The sequence below is a fragment of the Streptomyces xiaopingdaonensis genome, assembly GCF_000262345.1.
GTDB classification, from domain to species: Bacteria; Actinomycetota; Actinomycetes; order Streptomycetales; family Streptomycetaceae; genus Streptomyces; species Streptomyces xiaopingdaonensis.
In genome coordinates, this window is record NZ_AJTQ01000149.1 from 1 (window position 1) to 15,967 (window position 15,967).

The following is a 15,967-nucleotide window of genomic DNA, read 5'->3' on the forward strand; positions in this document are numbered from 1 at the left end:
GTCGCCGAGGCGTTCTCCCGCCGGCTCGGCCGGCCCGTCGCTCCCGCCGAGTTCGGCATGGAGGCGGGCACGACCGACACCGAGCACCAACGCGCCGCGCAAGACGAGGTTTTCGGCGCGTCCGACGGCCCGCGCGCCGAACCGTTCCCGCCCCACCCGGCCGACCGCCTCACGGCGCTCACCAGGCCCGTCGTCGCGCCCCCGCGCGCCGACGCGCCGTCTCCTCACCCGTACCGGCTGGCGCTGCTCGCCCCCACCTCCACGCCCGCGCACCGACGCGCGGACACGTACGCGGCCGCGCGCGCCAGGACGACGACACCCGACGAGGCGGCCTCCGCACGCGAGCACGTGCGCTTCTTCGCACAGCAGGCCGACCGTTACGGCGGCGGCCACATCCGCACCCCGCTCGCCGCGTACCTCTCCGGCCTCGTCAGGTCGCTGCGCACCGGCGCGGACGGCGCCCACCACCGCGCGCTCCTCTCCCAGGCGGCGCGTCTGAGTTACCTGCTCGCGCGGGTCTACGCCGACGAGCAGCGGCACGGGCTCGCGCAGCGGGCCTTCCTCACGGCCGCCGAACTCGCCGCCGAGGCAACGGAGTCCACGGGCGTCGCGCTCGCCCGGAGGGCGCTCGGCACCCAGGCGGAGCAGCTCGGCCACGTCGCGGAGAGCATCGCGCTCGCCGAGGCGGCCTGCCGCTCCGCGCCGGGCACCGCGGCCCCCGGCACCCGTTCCTTCCTCTACGCGGGCCTCGCCGTCTCCCGTGCCGCGAGCGGCGACGCCCCCGGCGCGACCTCCGCGCTGCGCCACGCGGAGCAGCAACTCGCGGCGGCCCCGGCCGACCTCACCACAGGACCCGAGGCTCCCGGCTCCGACCCTCTCGGCGCCTACCGGGAGTCCGCGCTCCTCTACCAGTCGAGCCGGATGCGGCGTGCGCTGGGAGACGGCAACGGCGCACTCTCCGACCTACGCGCCTCGATCCGCACCAGGCCGCCCGGCGAGCACCGCGCCCGTGCGCTCTGCCACGCCGAACTCGCCGAACTCCTGCTGCACGCAGGAAGGTTGGAAGAGGCGTGCGCGACCTGGCAGACGTTCCTCGACGAGGCGCCGCTCGCGGGCTCGGGCCGAGTGCGCGCCGCGCGCAACCGCATCCCGCGGCTCCTGCGACCCTACTCGCGCCAGCGGTGCGTCCAGCAGCTCTACGCCCGCACCGTGCTCCCGCAGGAGAGACGCACGCCCCGCTAGGAGCACCGGCGACGGGGTAGAGCCAAAAGACACCCTGACCACCCGTCGCCGGCGGAAGAGCACCGCACACCGCAACCGATCCCTAGCCACGGGGGGCGCACATGGCCACACCGATCACCGCCGACGCACTGCTGAAGGCGCTGCGTTCGGAGAAGGTCTCCGTCGAGGAGGTCCGCGACTGGCGCAACCACAACCGCAACAAGCAGGGCCCCTGGGGCCCCGTCCACGGTGTGGTGATCCACCACACCGCGACGGAGGGGGCACAGGCCACCGTCGACCTCGTCTACGACGGCAGGCCCGACCTCCCCGGCCCCCTCGCACACGCCTGCGTCACCAAGAACGGCACGGTCCACCTGGTCGGCCACGGCCGTACCAACCACGCGGGCCTCGGCGACGACGACGTCCTGCGCGCCGTCATCGCCGAGCGCCGCCCGCCCTCCCCCGACCAGCAGAACGCCGACGGCAACCGGGCCTTCTACGGTCTGGAATGCGTGAACCTCGGCGACGGCGAAGACACCTGGCCCGAGGAGCAGTTGGACGCGACGGCACGCACATGCGCGGCCCTGTGCCGGCACCACGGCTGGAACGCCCGCTCCGTCATCGGACACCTGGAGTGGACCGACCAGAAGGTCGACCCGCGCGGCTTCACGATGGACGCGCTCCGCGACCGTGTCTCCCGGCTGCTGAAGTAGACGGCGACGGCCGGCACCCGTGCGACGGACGCGCTCCGTGCGCCCCGTCGCACGGGCGCCGGCCCCCCGCCCGCGCCCCCGCCCGAAACACCGGAGAATGGACGGGTGCCCGCCCTCCCGGAGACCCTCGCCCCACGCCTCCCCTCCCCGGCCCAGGAGGCGCACGATCCCGCATTCACTGCGAGGAATGTCCGACTCGTACTCAAACGGGACGACATGATCCACCCAGAGATACCGGGCAACAAGTGGCGCAAACTCGCCCCCAATCTGCGCTCCGCGGCCGAGTCGGGCCACCACACCCTCCTCACCTTCGGCGGCGCGTACTCCCACCATCTCCGCGCCACGGCGGCGGCCGGACGCCTCCTCGGCTTCCGCACCATCGGCGTCGTACGCGGCGAAGAGCTCGCCGACCGCCCGCTCAACCCGACGCTCGCCCGGTGCGCCGCGGACGGCATGCGGCTCCACTTCGTCCCCCGCTCCGCCTACCGCCGCCGCGCGGACCCGGAGACGGAGACCGACCTCCGCTCCCGCTTCGGCGCCTTCCTCCTCCTGCCGGAGGGCGGCAGCAACGCCGCCGCCGTCCACGGCACCGCAGCACTCGGCGCCGAACTCACCGAGCCCGGAACGGTCGCGGTCCCCTGCGGCACCGGCGGCACGCTCGCGGGCCTCGCGGCCGGACTCGGACGAGGGCAGCGCGCCCTGGGCGTCGCCGTCCTCAAGGGCGGCTTCCTCACGGGTGAGGTGTCCCGCCTCCAGCGCTCCGCTTTCGGCGCCCTGCGCGGCGAGTGGCGCGTCGAGGACCGCTTCCACTGCGGCGGCTACGCCCGCACCACGCCCGAACTCGACTCCTTCGCCAGGGAGTTCGAGGAGCGGAACGGGCTGCGCCTGGAGCGCGTCTACGTCGCGAAGATGCTCCTCGCGCTCTCGCGCCTCGCCCGGGAAGGAGCCTTCCCGCCGGGCAGCACCGTCACGGCCGTCGTGACGGGAGCCCCCGCCGGGTGAGACACGGGCCCGCACGTACGCTTTGTCCCGTGATCAGACCCGCAGCCCCGGACGACGTGCCGGAGATCCACACCATGATCAGGGAACTCGCCGAGTACGAACGCTCCCTGGACGAAAGCGAGGGCGACGGAGGAGCAACTCACCGAGGCGCTCTTCGGTCCGCACCCGGCGGTCTTCGCCCTCGTCGCCGAAGACGTCACAGACGGTGAACGCGTTGGTTTCGCACTGTGGTTCAGAAACTTCTCCACATGGACCGGTACTCACGGTGTGTATCTGGAAGACCTCTACGTCCGCCCCTCGGCCCGCGGCCGGGGACACGGCAGGGCACTGCTTTCGGCCCTTGCCCGAATCTGTGTCGAGCGGGGCTATGAACGCTTCGAGTGGTGGGTACTGAACTGGAATGACCCGTCGATCGGTTTCTACAGGTCGCTCGGCGCCGAGCCGATGGACGACTGGACGGTCTTCCGGATGTCCGGGGACCCCCTGCACGCCCTCGCCAAGGCCAACACAGCGTAGTCATCCGGGAATTGACGCACCGACCCCCTAGCCACTCAATGTGCTCATATGTTTACTATGGGTTACGCTCCCGGCCGGGGAGCCGAAGATCGACCAAAGATCGGTGCGGGCCGCACGCCGGACAGGTTCGCGGTAGCGTCACCCGTGCAGGAGCGCCGCTCCCGCCGGTGGCCCACCGCAAAGAAGGGCTACGGGCGGACGGCTCCATTCGGCGCTCCCCCGAGCAGAGAAAGAAGAGCCCAACGGGCTTGTGCCCCCTTGGAGGTGAGGGTGTCCCAGATCGCAGGCGAGCCCGCGGTGCAGGACTTCGTCGAGGTCCGGCTGCCCGCGGCAGGTGCCTATCTGTCGGTGCTGCGGACGGCGACGGCCGGCCTCGCCGCCCGCTTGGACTTCACCCTCGACGAGATCGAGGACCTGCGGATCGCCGTCGACGAGGCGTGCGCCATCCTGCTGCAGCAGGCCGTGGGCGGCTCCGTACTCAGTTGTGTCTTCACCCTCGTCGGAGACTCCCTGCGCGTCACGGTCTCGGCACCGACGACCGACGGCCGCGCCCCCGAGCGCGACACCTTCGCCTGGACGGTGCTCTCCGCACTCGCAGGCGAGGTCGACTCCTCCGTCGACGAGGACCGCACGGTCAGCATCAGCCTGCACAAGAAGCGCGGCACGGGCCCCGGCGCATCGTGACCGAGCACGAGGCGAGGGAGGCGAGGGAGGCCGCCGGCGCCCCCGGGGCGACCACCGGCGGCCCCGGCGCCGCGTGGACGGGGCCAGGCGTCCCCGAGCAGCAGGCGAGGCCGCACCCGGCGGACCCCAGCAGTCAGCGAACTGAGCAGGCGGAGCGGGCGGACGCGATGGAGCAGCAGGACGCGACAGAGGGACGGAGCGAGCAGGACACGCTGCCGGCCCCCCAGGACCGCAGCAGCGCCCGCGCACTCTTCTCGGAACTGCGCGCCCTCCCCGAGGGCTCGCCCCAACGCACGGCGCTCCGCGAGCACTTGGTCCGCATGCACCTCCCGCTCGTCGAGCACCTCGCCCGCCGCTTCCGCAACCGCGGCGAACCGCTCGACGACCTCACCCAGGTCGCAACCATCGGCCTCATCAAGTCCGTCGACCGCTTCGACCCGGAGCGCGGCGTCGAGTTCTCGACGTACGCGACGCCGACGGTGGTGGGCGAGATCAAGCGGCACTTCAGGGACAAGGGCTGGGCGGTCCGCGTCCCCCGCAGGCTCCAGGAACTCCGGCTCTCGCTCAGTTCGGCGACGGCCGAACTCTCCCAACAGCACGGCCGCGCCCCCACGGTGCACGAACTGGCCCAGCGCCTCTCGATCTCCGAGGAGGAGGTCCTGGAGGGTCTGGAGTCGGCGAACGCGTACTCCACCCTGTCCCTCGACGTCCCCGACACCGACGACGAGTCCCCGGCCGTCGCCGACACCCTGGGGGCCGAGGACGACGCGCTCGAAGGCGTCGAGTACCGCGAGTCGCTCAAGCCGCTGCTGGAGGAGCTCCCGCCGCGCGAGAAGAAGATCCTGCTGCTGCGGTTCTTCGGGAACATGACCCAGTCGCAGATCGCGCAGGAGGTCGGCATCTCGCAGATGCACGTCTCCAGGCTCCTCGCGCGCACCCTCGCACAACTGCGGGACAGGCTCCTCGTGGAGGAGTGAGGCGCCCTCCACACGTCAACGGGGCGGCCCGGCCGCCCCGTTCGCGTCCTCAGCCGCGCTGCGTGCCGCCCGCCTCCTCGTCGCCCGTCCGGAGCGCGAGGATCGCGGGAGGATTGAGCAGGCAGCCGATCACCACGACCCCCACGCCCGCGATCACCAGCCCACCGAGCGTCCACACCCCGCCGTTCTGCGCCATCTGCCAGCCGAAGGGGAGCGACAGCACCTGGACGATCATCGAGGGACCGCGGCCCCAGCGCTTCGAGAGCCAGAGTCCGCGCGCCGCCAGCAGCGGTATCACCGAGAGCGCGAGCACGGTCACGGCCATCGTCGCCGCCTGCACCGTGCCGTCCGGTGTACGGGTGGCGAGGAGCACCAGCGAGACGATGCCGAACCCGGCGACCACGACGCCTTCGAGCGCCGTCAGCACGGAGGCGACGGTGATACGCGCCAGCCGCTTCGGCTCGACCTGCTCCTGGTTCTCACTCACACCTCGCACCCTAACGCCGTGACGGTACGCACCCAGCCCGTCCCCGGCACTGGCTGGGCCGCCCGCAGCGCGCATGGGTACTCTGCACCCCATGCGCGCACTCCTCGTGGTCAACCCGGCAGCCACCACCACCAGCGCCCGGACCCGTGACGTGCTCACCCACGCGCTCGCCAGCGACCTCAAACTGGACGTCGCGCTCACCGAGTACCGCGGCCACGCCAGGGACCTCGCCCGCCGCGCCGCACAGGACGGCTCGGCCGAACTCGTCATCGCGCTCGGCGGCGACGGCACCGTCAACGAGGTGGTCAACGGCCTTCTGGAGGAGGGCCCCGACGCGGAGCGCCTCCCCGGCCTCGCGGTGGTCCCCGGTGGTTCGGCGAACGTCTTCGCGCGCGCCCTCGGCCTCCCCAACGACGTCGTCGAGGCGACGGGCGCGCTCCTCGACGCCCTCCAGACCGGCAGCGCACGCACCGTCGGCCTCGGCCTCGCCGCCGGCACCCCCGGCACCGAGGACGCGGCCGTCGCCCCGCGCTGGTTCACCTTCACCGCGGGACTGGGGTTCGACGCCGGTGCGGTCGGCCGGGTCGAGCAGCAGCGCGAGCGCGGCAAGCGCGCCACCAACGCGCTCTACGTCCGCCAGGTGCTCCGGCAGTTCCTGGGCGAGGCGCACCGCTCGAAGGGCCCGATCACGCTGGAGCTGCCGGGAGTCGAGGACCCGATCCGCGACCTCGTGCTCGCCGTGGTCTGCAACACCGCTCCGTGGACGTACCTCGGCAACCGCCCCCTCTATGCGGCCCCGCAGGCGTCGTTCGACGACGCGCTCGACGTCCTCGGTCTCTCCAGGCTGACGCCGGCCGCGGTGAGCCGGTACGGCACGCAACTCCTCACTTCGAGCCCCGAACGCGGCCTGCACGGAAAGCACGCGACCACGCTCCACGACCTCCCGGAGTTCACCTTGCATTCCCAGGTGCCGCTGCCGTTCCAACTGGACGGTGACCACCTGGGAGTGCGTTCCAGCGTGACGTTCACAGGCGTACGCCGTGCACTGCGTGTGATTGTGTAAGCGGAAACCCCTAAAGTCCTTTTACTCGAACGTTTAGGCCAGCTTCCACCCTCTGGAAGTACGGCTGTGAGGTAAGCGACACCAAGGAATCAAAAAAAACTTTCCAGAAGGGGTTGTGCCCGCTGCCGAGGTTTGCGAGTCTCTTCATGGCGATCGGGACGGCCCCAAGGCGGGCCCCCTTGAGAGCCCGAATCCCCCTTCTCACTTCAGTGGGACCAGCGTCACATCAGAGTGGTCCCCCTTCCTTTGCGAAGGGATTCGTGAAAGCGTTCACATTCACAAGCAAGCACGAGGAGAGGTAGCAGACATGGACTGGCGTCACCACGCCGTTTGCCGCGAGGAAGACCCCGAGCTGTTCTTCCCCATCGGCAACACCGGTCCTGCGCTGCTGCAGATCGAGGAAGCCAAGGCCGTCTGCCGCCGCTGCCCCGTGATGGAGCAGTGCCTGCAGTGGGCCCTGGAGTCCGGTCAGGACTCCGGTGTCTGGGGTGGCCTCAGCGAGGACGAGCGCCGCGCAATGAAGCGCCGCGCCGCTCGCAACAGGGCGCGGAACAACGCCGCGACCGCCTGAACTGACGCCCCTGCCCTGCCACCGGCTGCACCCCGAGAAAGCAGCCCGCAGAGTCTTCCGGTGCGTATGCGCACACGAGATGCGCCGAGCCCCGACCGCCGTGGAGCGGTACGGGGCTCGGCGCTTTTCTGCGTGAGTCGACTGCCCGGCGGCGAAGGGGGATCGGGCGGCTCAGCGCTTCTCGACGGCCGCAACGGGGAACTTCAGGACGACCCGCGTGCCGCCCTCGGGGACGGGGAGCATGTCGAAGCTGCCGCCCAACTCGCCCTCGACGAGCGTGCGGACGATCTGCAGGCCGAGGTTCCCGGAGGAGTGCGGGTCGAAGTCCTCGGGGAGGCCGGCTCCGTCGTCCTGGACGGTGACACGCAGACGGTCACCGTCGCTCGACGGGTCCTTGCGGCGGAGGGCCACCACCTCGATGGCGCCCTGCTTTCCCGGGCCGAACGCGTGCTCCATGGCGTTCTGGAGGAGCTCGGTGAGGGCCATCGCGAGCGGAGTGGCGACGTCCGCGCCGAGTACGCCGAAGCCCCCCTTGCGGTGACCGGTGATCCGGCCCGGGGAGATCTCCGCGACCATCGCGAGGACACGGTCGGCGATCTCGTCGAACTCCACGCTCTCGTCGAGGTTCTGCGAGAGGGTCTCGTGCACGATGGCGATCGAACCCACCCTCCGCACGGCCTCGTTGAGCGCCTCGCGGCCGCGGGCGGAGTCCATCCGGCGGGCCTGGAGCCGCAGGAGCGCGGCGACGGTCTGGAGGTTGTTCTTCACCCGGTGGTGGATCTCCCGGATGGTGGCGTCCTTGGTGAGGAGTTCGCGCTCGCGGCGGCGGACCTCGGTGATGTCGCGCAGCAGGATGAGCGAACCGATGCGCGTGCCCTTGGGATTGAGGGGGATCGCACGCAGTTGGACGACGCAGTCCAGGCCCTCGACCTCGGCGCCGCGCGGCGCCCACCCGCTGGCGAGCTTCACCATCGCCTCGTCCACCGGGCCCCGTGCCGGGGCGAGTTCGGTCGTCGCCTGGCCCAGGTGGAGGCCGACGAGGTCGGTGGCGAGACCGAGTCTGTGGTACGCGGAGAGGGCGTTGGGGCTGGCGTACTGGACGATGCCGTCGGCGTCGAGGCGGATGAGGCCGTCGCCGACGCGTGGGACGTGGTCCATGTCGAGCTGGTGCCCGGGGAAGGGGAAGGCGCCGGCGGCGATCATCTGCGCGAGGTCGGAAGCGCTCTGGAGGTAGGTCAGCTCCAGGCGGCTCGGGGTGCGGACCGTCAGCAGGTTGGTGTTGCGCGCGATGACGCCGAGTACGTTGCCGGCCCGGCGCACCGGGATCGACTCGACGCGGACGGGTACCTCCTCGCGCCACTCCGGGTCCCCCTCGCGCACGATGCGGCCCTCGTCGTGCGCCGCGTCGAGCAGCGGGCGGCGGCCGCGGGGAACCAGGTGCCCGACCATGTCGTTCTGGTAGGAGGTGGGGCCGGTGTTGGGGCGCATCTGCGCGACGGAGACGTAGCGCGTGCCGTCCCGCGTCGGCACCCAGAGGACAAGGTCGGCGAAGGAGAGGTCGGCGAGCAACTGCCATTCGGAGACGAGCTGATGCAGCCACTCCAGGTCGGAGTCGGTCAGCGCCGTGTGGTGGCGTACGAGGTCGTTCATGGAGGGCACGCTGCCGAGCGTACCCGGCCGTCTGCGGCGTCGGGCTCCGGCCGTGGGCGCCTGTGGAGGCGGTCACATCCACGGCGAACTGGGCATGGACAGGACAGGTGGTCTAGTCCAGAATGAAGGCACACAGGTCTTCTGGCCTCCCCGCACAGGAGGGCAGAAAGGGACCTCGGCGCGCTCTGCCCTGACCGCGCCGAGGTCTTGGTGCTCCGGGCTGCGGTGCCGGGCGGGTTGAGGGTCCCGCGCCGGCGCCGCGGCCCGAAGTCGTGCGGGAGGAAAGGCACTTGGCCGGCGGCCCGGGACGCCCCCCGTGTGCCCCGGGCCGCGGCCGGTCGTCTAGCGGGTCTGCGTCACCTTCGCGAGCGAGCGGGGCGCGTCGGGGTCCTGGCCGCGGGCGATCGTCACTTCCCAGGCGAGCATCTGGAGCGGCAGGATCTCCAGGAGCGGCTGGAGATCCTCGGGCAGGTCGCCAGTCGGAAGCGCGAACCCGGCCGATGCGCGGTCGACTTGGGACTGTGCGCCGATGACGACGAGGTCGGCGCCGCGGTCGCGCAGGCGGTCGAGGACGGGCTGGAGCGCCTCTCCCCCGCGTCCGTCGGTAACGACGGCGATCACGGGCGAGACGTTGTCGACCATCGCCAGCGGGCCGTGGAGGAGGTCCGCTCCGGAGTAGGAGAGGGCCGGGATGTAGCTCGTCTCCATGAGCTTCAGGGCCGCCTCCTTCGCCGTCGGGTAGCCGTAGCCGCGCGAGGTGAGGACCATCCGCTCGGCGAACCGGTAGCGGGCCGCCAGCCCGCGCACCTCCGGCTGCCGGGCGAGGACGGACTCCACCAGCTCCGGAAGGCCCTTCGCCGACCGGGTGCCGTCGACGCCGCGCATCCCCTCGACGAGGAGGTAGAGCGCGAGGAGTTCGGCCGTGTACGTCTTCGTCGCGGGAAGCGCCTTCTCCTCGCCCGCGTGGATGTCGACGTGGAACTCGCAGACCTCGGCGAGCGGCGATCCGGCGTTGTTGGTGACGGCGAGCGTCACCGCGCCCGACTCCCGCGCGGAGCGCGCCGAGGCGACCAGGTCGGGCGAGCCGCCGGACTGGCTGACGGTGATCACCAGGCAGTCCCGCAGGTCGGGGCGTGCCCCGTACGCCGTCGTCGTCGACATCGAGGTGAGGCCGCACGGCAGCCCCAACTCGATCTCCAACAGGTACTTGGCGTAGAGCGCCGCGTTGTCCGAGGTACCGCGCGCGGTCAGCAGCACGAACCGCGGGTTGCGCGCCGCGACGAGCCTGGCCGTCTCGCGGATGCCGGGCGCCGCCTCCTCCAACAGCCTGCGCAGTACCGCCGGTTGCTCCGCCATCTCGCCTGCCATGATCCGCCCGGGGGCGTGCGTCTCTGCGGCTTCCGAAGTCGGGGACGAGGGCTCGGTCATGCTCTGGTGCCTCCTGGTGCGGTGGGTGCGGCGGGCCCTGCGCTCAACGCGCGCGGGACCCGCCCGCGATGATCTCGGCTGCCGCGCGCCCGCAGACACGGGACGCGCCATGCGTCGCAAGGTAGAGGGCGCCCGTCGGCGGCGCCTGCGGAACCCCCATCTCGACCACGACGGTCTCCTCGCGTGCAGCCAGGATGCCCTGAAGCGTCCGCGCCATCCACGGGTGCCTGTGCGCGTCCCGCACGACGGCGACGACGCGGCGCTCACCCGCCTCGCGGAGCACACGCGCGCTCAACTCCTCGGGGCCGGCGTCCGCATCGCGGGCACCGTACGTCGCCGTCGCCGTCTCCGGGAGGAGTCGGGAGAGTTCGGCGGCCGGGCCCCAGGGGGTCTGGTCGCCCACGGCGATGTTGGCGAGCGGGGAGAAGGACGCGACGAACGGGGCCTCGGGCGGCCGGTATCCGTCGAGGCCGCTGACGGTGAGCGCCCTGCGGGCGGCGCGGAGCCCGATCTCCACGTCCGGTTCGGGGAGCGACGTGCGGGCGGCCTCGCGGGTCCAGGCGGCCAGCTCCCGTACGCGGGCCGCCGCGTCGGCGAGGCGCTCCTCCGCGAGAGTGCCCTCGCGGACCGCGTCGACGAGGGCGTCGCGCAGCCGCAGCACCGTCCCCTCGTCGGCCAGGCCGCCGCCGACGCAGATCGCGTCGGCCCCGGCCGCGAGCGCGAGGACGCTGCCGCGCTCCAGTCCGTACTGGGCGGAGATCGCCTTCATCTCCATGCCGTCGGTGACGACGAGGCCGCGGTGGCCGAGGCCGCCCTCCTCCTGCGGAGTGCGCAGGAGGCCGGTGAGCACGTCGGGGCTGAGGGTGCCGGGGCGCTCGGCGTCGAGTGCGGGGGAGAGGAGGTGGGCGCTCATCACGCACTTGACGCCTGCCTCGATCGCCGCGCGGAACGGGACGAGTTCGCGCCTCCGGAGCGTGTCGAGGTCGGCGTCGATGCGCGGGACGGCGTGGTGGGAGTCGACGGCGGTGTCGCCGTGACCGGGGAAGTGCTTGACGCACGCCGCGACGCCCGCGGCTTGGAGTCCCTCGACGTAGGCGACGGTGTGCCGCGCGACGAGCTCCGGGTCGCTCCCGAACGAGCGGACGCCGATCACCGGGTTCTCCGGGTTGGAGTTGATGTCGGCCGACGGCGCCCAGTCGAGGTCGACGCCGCACTCGGCGAGGCGCCGCCCGAGTTCCTGTGCGACACCGCGGGTGAGCGCCGCGTCGTCCACCTTCCCGAGCGCCAGGTTGCCGGGGAAGGAGGAGCCGGCGCCGACCTCGAGCCTGGTGACGTCGCCCCCTTCCTCGTCGATCGCGACGAGCACGTCGGGGCGCACCTCGCGCAACCGCTCGGTGAGAGCGGCGAGTTGCTCGGCGTCCCGGACGTTCCGGCCGAAGAGCCCGACGGAGGCGAGTCCCTCGTCGAGGCGGTGCAGCAGCCAGTCGGGGGGCGTACGGCCGGTGAACCCGGGCTGCAGGACGGCTAGGGCGTTCTGGGTGAGGGTGGAGGTGTCGACGGTGATCGTCATGGAATGCCTATCCCTTCGGGTCTGCCAACCTTGACCGGGCACTATCCCTTGACCGCACCCGAGGTGAGGCCCGTCGCCATCTTCTTCTGCACGAGCATGAAGAAGATGACCACGGGGACGGCGACGATCACGGAGCCGGCCATCAGCCCCCCGTAGTCGGTGCCGCGGTCCGTGGTGAAGTTCATCAGCCAGACGTTGAGCGTGTACTTGTCGTTGTCCTGCAGCAGCACGTAGGCGAAGAGGTACTCGTTCCAGGCCGTGATCAGCGCGAAGATCGACGCCGCGGCGAGTCCGGGTGCGAGCAGCGGGAGGATCACACGGCGGAAGGCGCCCATGCGGCTGCATCCGTCAACCATCGCCGACTCCTCCAGCTCCCTGGGCACGTTGACGACGAAGCCGCGGACCATCCAGGTGGTGAACGGGAGCACCGAGACGAGGTAGACGACGATGACGCCCCAGTACTCGTTGGTCGCGCCGAGGTTGTTGAGCTGCACGTAGATCGGGATGAGCATCGCCGTCGGCGGCAGCATCTGGACCAGGATCAGCACCATCATGAACGGACGCCGCCCGACGAAGTTGAACCGTCCGATGGCGAAGGCGGCGATGGTGCCGATGACGAGCGCGCCGAGGACGGAGGTGACGCAGATGATCAGGCTCGACTGGATCGCGGTCCAGAAGAAGCGTGTCTCGGTCGCGCGGACGAAGTTGTCGAAGGTGAACGAACTCGGCCAGAGCGTCTGGTCGTAGGAGCGGATCTCCCGGTTCGGGCGGAAGGCGCTCACCAGCAGCCAGTAGACGGGGAAGGCCATCACCGCGAAGGCGACGAGGCCGAGGACGTCGTATCCGAAGCGGTGCTTCTTGCGATCGGGCCGGAAGGGCTTGCGGGCCGCCGGGCGCTCCGTCCCGGCGTCCGGCTTCGGCGCCGTTGCGTTGGCGGCACTCATTCGACTTCCCCTGTCTTGAGCAGCTGGCGCAGGTAGTACACGGCGACACCGGCGAGCAGCAGGACGGTGACCAGCGCGATGGCGGTGCCCTGGCTGAACGACGAGCTCTCGAACGCCTTCTGGAAGGAGTAGATGCCGAGCAGTTGGTACTCCGGCTCCGGCTTGTTGGCGCGCATCAGGAAGACCTGGCCGAAGATGTTGAAGTCCCAGATCACCGAGAGCGTCGCGACCATCTGGAAGACCGGCTTGATCACCGGGAAGACGACGTGCCGGAAGACGCCGAACGAGCCCGCGCCGTCGAGCTGGGCCGCCTCCACCAGCTCTCGGGGCACCTGGGTGAGCGCCGCGTAGAGGGTGATCACGACGAAGGGGACGGCGCCCCAGATCACCACGGCGGCGATGATGGTGAAGCCCTGCCACGGATTGATGAACCAGTTGTGGCCCTGGAGGTCGATGCCGGGGAGCTTGCTGAGAAGGGAGTTGGCGACGCCGTAGTCGCTGTCGGCGAACCACCGGAAGACCGACGTCGCCACGAGCAGCGGCATCGACCAGGCGGCGACGAGCGCGCCGGTCAGCAGCAGCCGCACCCAGGTCGACATGCGCTGCATCAGCATGGCGAGCCCGAGCCCGACGAGCATCGTGGCGCCGACGCAGACCACCATGAAGAGCACCGTGCGCCCCGTGACCGCCCAGAACTGGGAGTCCCCGAAGATGTTGGCGAACTGCTCGAAGCCGACCCACGGAGGCGAGTCACCGCTCCACAGCTCGCGCCTCCCCATGTCCTGGAAGGACATGATCACGGTCTTCACCAGCGGCCAGGCGAACACCGCGCCGATGGCGACGATCGCCGGAGCGATCAGCAGGTAGGGCAGGGGTACGGCCGAAATCCCCCTGCGCTTCGGGCCGTTGCCTTTCGGCCCCTCGTGCCGCGCCTGGTCCCCCGGGCGCCCCCCGGAGCTGTTCCGGGGGGCTTCCTCCGGGGCGGCGACACCGGTTTTGGCTGTGTCGGCGCTCACTACGCAGACCTTCCGCTCGGATCGCTCAGGCTTCGTTGTTGATGAGTTCGTCGATCTTCTTGTCGGCCTTCTTCGCCGCGGCCTCGACCGACTCGCCCTTGACCATGGACACCAGCATGTTGGTGAGCACGTTCTGCTTCTCGACGGCCGTCCAGCCGGGGGCGATCGGCGTGAACCAGGCGTGCGGGACAGCCTTCGCCGCCGCCTCGGTCTCCGGGTCCTTCTTGAGCGGCTCGAGCTGCGCGGTGTTGTTCGGCAGGATCTTCTTCGTCGCCAGCACCTTCATCGAGTCGGCGCTGGTGTACATGGAGACCCAGTCCTCTGCGAGGTCCTGCACCTCGGACTTCTCGACGATGCCGAGGTCGGAGCCGCCGATGAAGGAGGGCAGCGGCTTACCACCGGGCCCCGGCATCACCGCGGTGCCGACCTTGTCCTTGAGCTTCGGGTTGCCCGACTCGCCCTCGACGACGCTGCCCGCCTCCCAGCTGTTGCCGTAGATCATGGCCGCCTTCTCGTTGGCCATCACGTTGGCGTGGTCCAGCTCGTCCTTGGTCCGGTCGGCGTGGTTGTACTTGTTGACGAGCTTCATGAAGTGCTTGAGGCCCTTGACGGACTCGGGCTTGCTGAGCGCGCCCTTGAACTCCTTGGTGTCCTCGTTGTAATCGGCGATGGTGCCGCCGTACGCGTGGACGTACGACATCGCCGCGTACCAGTACATGCCGGGGAGGTAGAGCGGCGAGAACGCCTTGTCGGAGCCGTACTCCTGCTGGAGCTTGTCGAGCGCGGAGGTGAGCTTCTCCTCGGTCTCGGGGACGTCCTCGGAGCCGGTGGCCTTCTTGAACATCTCCTTGTTGTGGACGGCGACGCGCGCTCCCGCGTAGTAGGGCACGCAGTACTGCTTCTCCTCGTACGTGCAGGTGTCCTTGAGCCCCTGGATCCAACTGTCCGAGTTCTCGTACTTCTCGGGGTCGATCTCGGCGAGGGCCCCGTTGAGGATGTACGTCATGGTTTCGGTGTTGCCGAGTTCGACGACGTCGGGGAACTTGTCACCGCCGAGCGCCGCGTCGAGCTTCTTGGTCTTGTCGCCCCACTGCTGGAACTGGACCTTCACCTCGACCTTGGGGTACTTCTTCTTGAACTGCTTGTTGACGTCCTTGACCAGCTCGGGCCAGGTGGATTCGGCGTCGTTCATCAGCCACACGGTCAGCGTCTCGTCGCGGTCCTTCGGGTCCTTCGCCGAGGCGCCGCCTCCGTCCGAACCGCACGCCGCCACCCCTGCGATCATGGCCGCCACACCGACTGCCGCTATCAGCTTGCGCTTCACGCCACCCTCCTCGGGGATGCCCGAAACCCCCCGCCTCGGCGAACGGCTGCCGCACGGCAGTCAGTTGGTACGTGATGCGCCTGGGCCGGGATTGGACTTTAATGGTTTAGACCAGTGCCCGCAGCTTGGCCTAGACCTATAGGGGTGTCAACGGTGTATAAAGCTCGCTGTCGCTTCCGTTATCGGAACGACACCTGAGCTGGGACGCCTCGCGGGTTCTGGCCCGTGCCACCATGTGAGCCGCTATGAACACGGAGGAGCCGGTGACGGCAGCGCGACGCAAGACCCAGGGGCGTGCAGCGAGTTCGGAGGAACCGGACACGGCAGGCCGGTCCCCGAGCACCCCTGCCGACGCCTCCTCCGAGCGGGCCCCCGGCGGCCGCACCGCGCGCGTGCCGAAGTACTACCGACTCAAGCGTCACCTGCTGGAGATGACGGAGACGATGCCGCCCGGCACCCCCGTCCCGCCCGAACGCGCCCTCGCCACCGAGTTCGACACCTCGCGGACGACGGTGCGCCAGGCGCTCCAGGAGCTGGTCGTCGAGGGAAGACTCGAACGCATCCAGGGGAAGGGCACCTTCGTCGCGAAGCCGAAGGTCTCCCAGGCGCTCCAACTCACCTCGTACACCGAGGACATGCGTGCGCAGGGCCTCGAACCCACCTCGCAGCTCCTCGACCTCGGGTACGTCACCGCCGACGACCGCCTCGCCTGCCTCCTCGACGTCCCGGCCGGCGGCCGCGTCCTGCGGATCGAGCGGCTGCGGCTCGCCAGCGGGGAGCCGATGGCGATCGAGACGACCC

General features: G+C 70.6%; 15 protein-coding genes and 1 pseudogene. 9 read left to right on the forward strand and 7 right to left on the reverse strand.

Annotated features, from left to right (window positions below):
- The 6 genes and pseudogenes from UWG_RS29890 to UWG_RS0112195 form a co-directional block, all read left to right on the forward strand.
- On the forward strand, positions 1 to 1,242 hold a 1,242-nt coding region (locus UWG_RS29890; RefSeq protein ID WP_016907489.1), incomplete at its 5' end, for an NsdA family TPR-like regulatory protein.
- Positions 1,243 to 1,343: 101 nt separating this feature from the next.
- Complete coding sequence (locus UWG_RS0112175) at positions 1,344 to 1,934, forward strand: N-acetylmuramoyl-L-alanine amidase (protein ID WP_016907490.1); 591 nt, start codon at positions 1,344 to 1,346, stop codon at positions 1,932 to 1,934.
- Positions 1,935 to 2,150: 216 nt separating this feature from the next.
- Complete coding sequence (locus UWG_RS0112180; protein WP_016907491.1) at positions 2,151 to 2,936, forward strand: 1-aminocyclopropane-1-carboxylate deaminase/D-cysteine desulfhydrase; 786 nt, start codon at positions 2,151 to 2,153, stop codon at positions 2,934 to 2,936.
- A gap of 29 nt (positions 2,937 to 2,965) precedes the next feature.
- Positions 2,966 to 3,452 (forward strand): annotated as a pseudogene (locus tag UWG_RS31420) (N-acetyltransferase family protein).
- 270 nt (positions 3,453 to 3,722) lie between these two features.
- Positions 3,723 to 4,136 carry an ATP-binding protein gene (locus UWG_RS0112190; RefSeq protein ID WP_016907493.1) on the forward strand — a complete coding sequence of 138 codons (414 nt, stop codon included), beginning with the start codon at positions 3,723 to 3,725 and terminating at the stop codon, positions 4,134 to 4,136.
- Complete coding sequence (locus UWG_RS0112195) at positions 4,025 to 5,113, forward strand: RNA polymerase sigma factor SigF (RefSeq protein WP_420235627.1); 1,089 nt, start codon at positions 4,025 to 4,027, stop codon at positions 5,111 to 5,113. The genes UWG_RS0112190 and UWG_RS0112195 overlap by 112 nt, the downstream gene beginning before the upstream one ends.
- A gap of 49 nt (positions 5,114 to 5,162) precedes the next feature.
- Here UWG_RS0112195 and UWG_RS0112200 read toward each other — a convergent pair whose 3' ends face one another.
- Positions 5,163 to 5,600: an ABC-2 family transporter permease gene (locus tag UWG_RS0112200; RefSeq protein WP_016907495.1), complete on the reverse strand. Its 438-nt coding sequence runs from the start codon at positions 5,598 to 5,600 to the stop codon at positions 5,163 to 5,165.
- Positions 5,601 to 5,691: 91 nt separating this feature from the next.
- Between UWG_RS0112200 and UWG_RS0112205 the strand changes: the two genes are divergently transcribed.
- Both UWG_RS0112205 and UWG_RS0112210 read left to right on the forward strand, forming a co-directional pair.
- Positions 5,692 to 6,663 (forward strand): diacylglycerol/lipid kinase family protein, encoded by a 972-nt coding sequence (locus UWG_RS0112205; protein WP_016907496.1) that lies wholly within the window; start codon positions 5,692 to 5,694, stop codon positions 6,661 to 6,663.
- Positions 6,664 to 6,970: 307 nt separating this feature from the next.
- On the forward strand, positions 6,971 to 7,234 hold the full coding sequence (locus UWG_RS0112210; protein ID WP_016469673.1) for a WhiB family transcriptional regulator: 264 nt from the start codon (positions 6,971 to 6,973) through the stop codon (positions 7,232 to 7,234).
- Positions 7,235 to 7,405: 171 nt separating this feature from the next.
- Here UWG_RS0112210 and UWG_RS0112215 read toward each other — a convergent pair whose 3' ends face one another.
- The 6 genes from UWG_RS0112215 to UWG_RS0112240 form a co-directional block, all read right to left on the reverse strand.
- On the reverse strand, positions 7,406 to 8,884 hold the full coding sequence (locus UWG_RS0112215; RefSeq protein ID WP_016907498.1) for a sensor histidine kinase: 1,479 nt from the start codon (positions 8,882 to 8,884) through the stop codon (positions 7,406 to 7,408).
- Between the two features lie 342 nt (positions 8,885 to 9,226).
- Positions 9,227 to 10,312 carry an SIS domain-containing protein gene (locus UWG_RS0112220; protein ID WP_016907499.1) on the reverse strand — a complete coding sequence of 362 codons (1,086 nt, stop codon included), beginning with the start codon at positions 10,310 to 10,312 and terminating at the stop codon, positions 9,227 to 9,229.
- A 43-nt stretch (positions 10,313 to 10,355) separates the two neighbouring features.
- On the reverse strand, positions 10,356 to 11,882 hold the full coding sequence (locus UWG_RS0112225; protein ID WP_016907500.1) for a glycoside hydrolase family 3 protein: 1,527 nt from the start codon (positions 11,880 to 11,882) through the stop codon (positions 10,356 to 10,358).
- A gap of 41 nt (positions 11,883 to 11,923) precedes the next feature.
- A complete protein-coding gene (locus UWG_RS0112230) occupies positions 11,924 to 12,826 on the reverse strand; it encodes a carbohydrate ABC transporter permease (RefSeq protein ID WP_016907501.1) in 903 nt (300 codons plus the stop codon).
- Positions 12,823 to 13,842 (reverse strand): carbohydrate ABC transporter permease, encoded by a 1,020-nt coding sequence (locus UWG_RS0112235; RefSeq protein ID WP_016907502.1) that lies wholly within the window; start codon positions 13,840 to 13,842, stop codon positions 12,823 to 12,825. Before UWG_RS0112235 ends, UWG_RS0112230 begins: the two co-directional genes overlap by 4 nt.
- Positions 13,843 to 13,867: 25 nt before the next feature.
- On the reverse strand, positions 13,868 to 15,166 hold the full coding sequence (locus tag UWG_RS0112240; RefSeq protein WP_016907503.1) for an extracellular solute-binding protein: 1,299 nt from the start codon (positions 15,164 to 15,166) through the stop codon (positions 13,868 to 13,870).
- Positions 15,167 to 15,411: 245 nt separating this feature from the next.
- Between UWG_RS0112240 and UWG_RS29900 the strand changes: the two genes are divergently transcribed.
- Positions 15,412 to 15,967, forward strand: a 556-nt coding sequence (locus tag UWG_RS29900; RefSeq protein WP_016907504.1) for a GntR family transcriptional regulator, incomplete at its 3' end; no start/stop codon positions are given.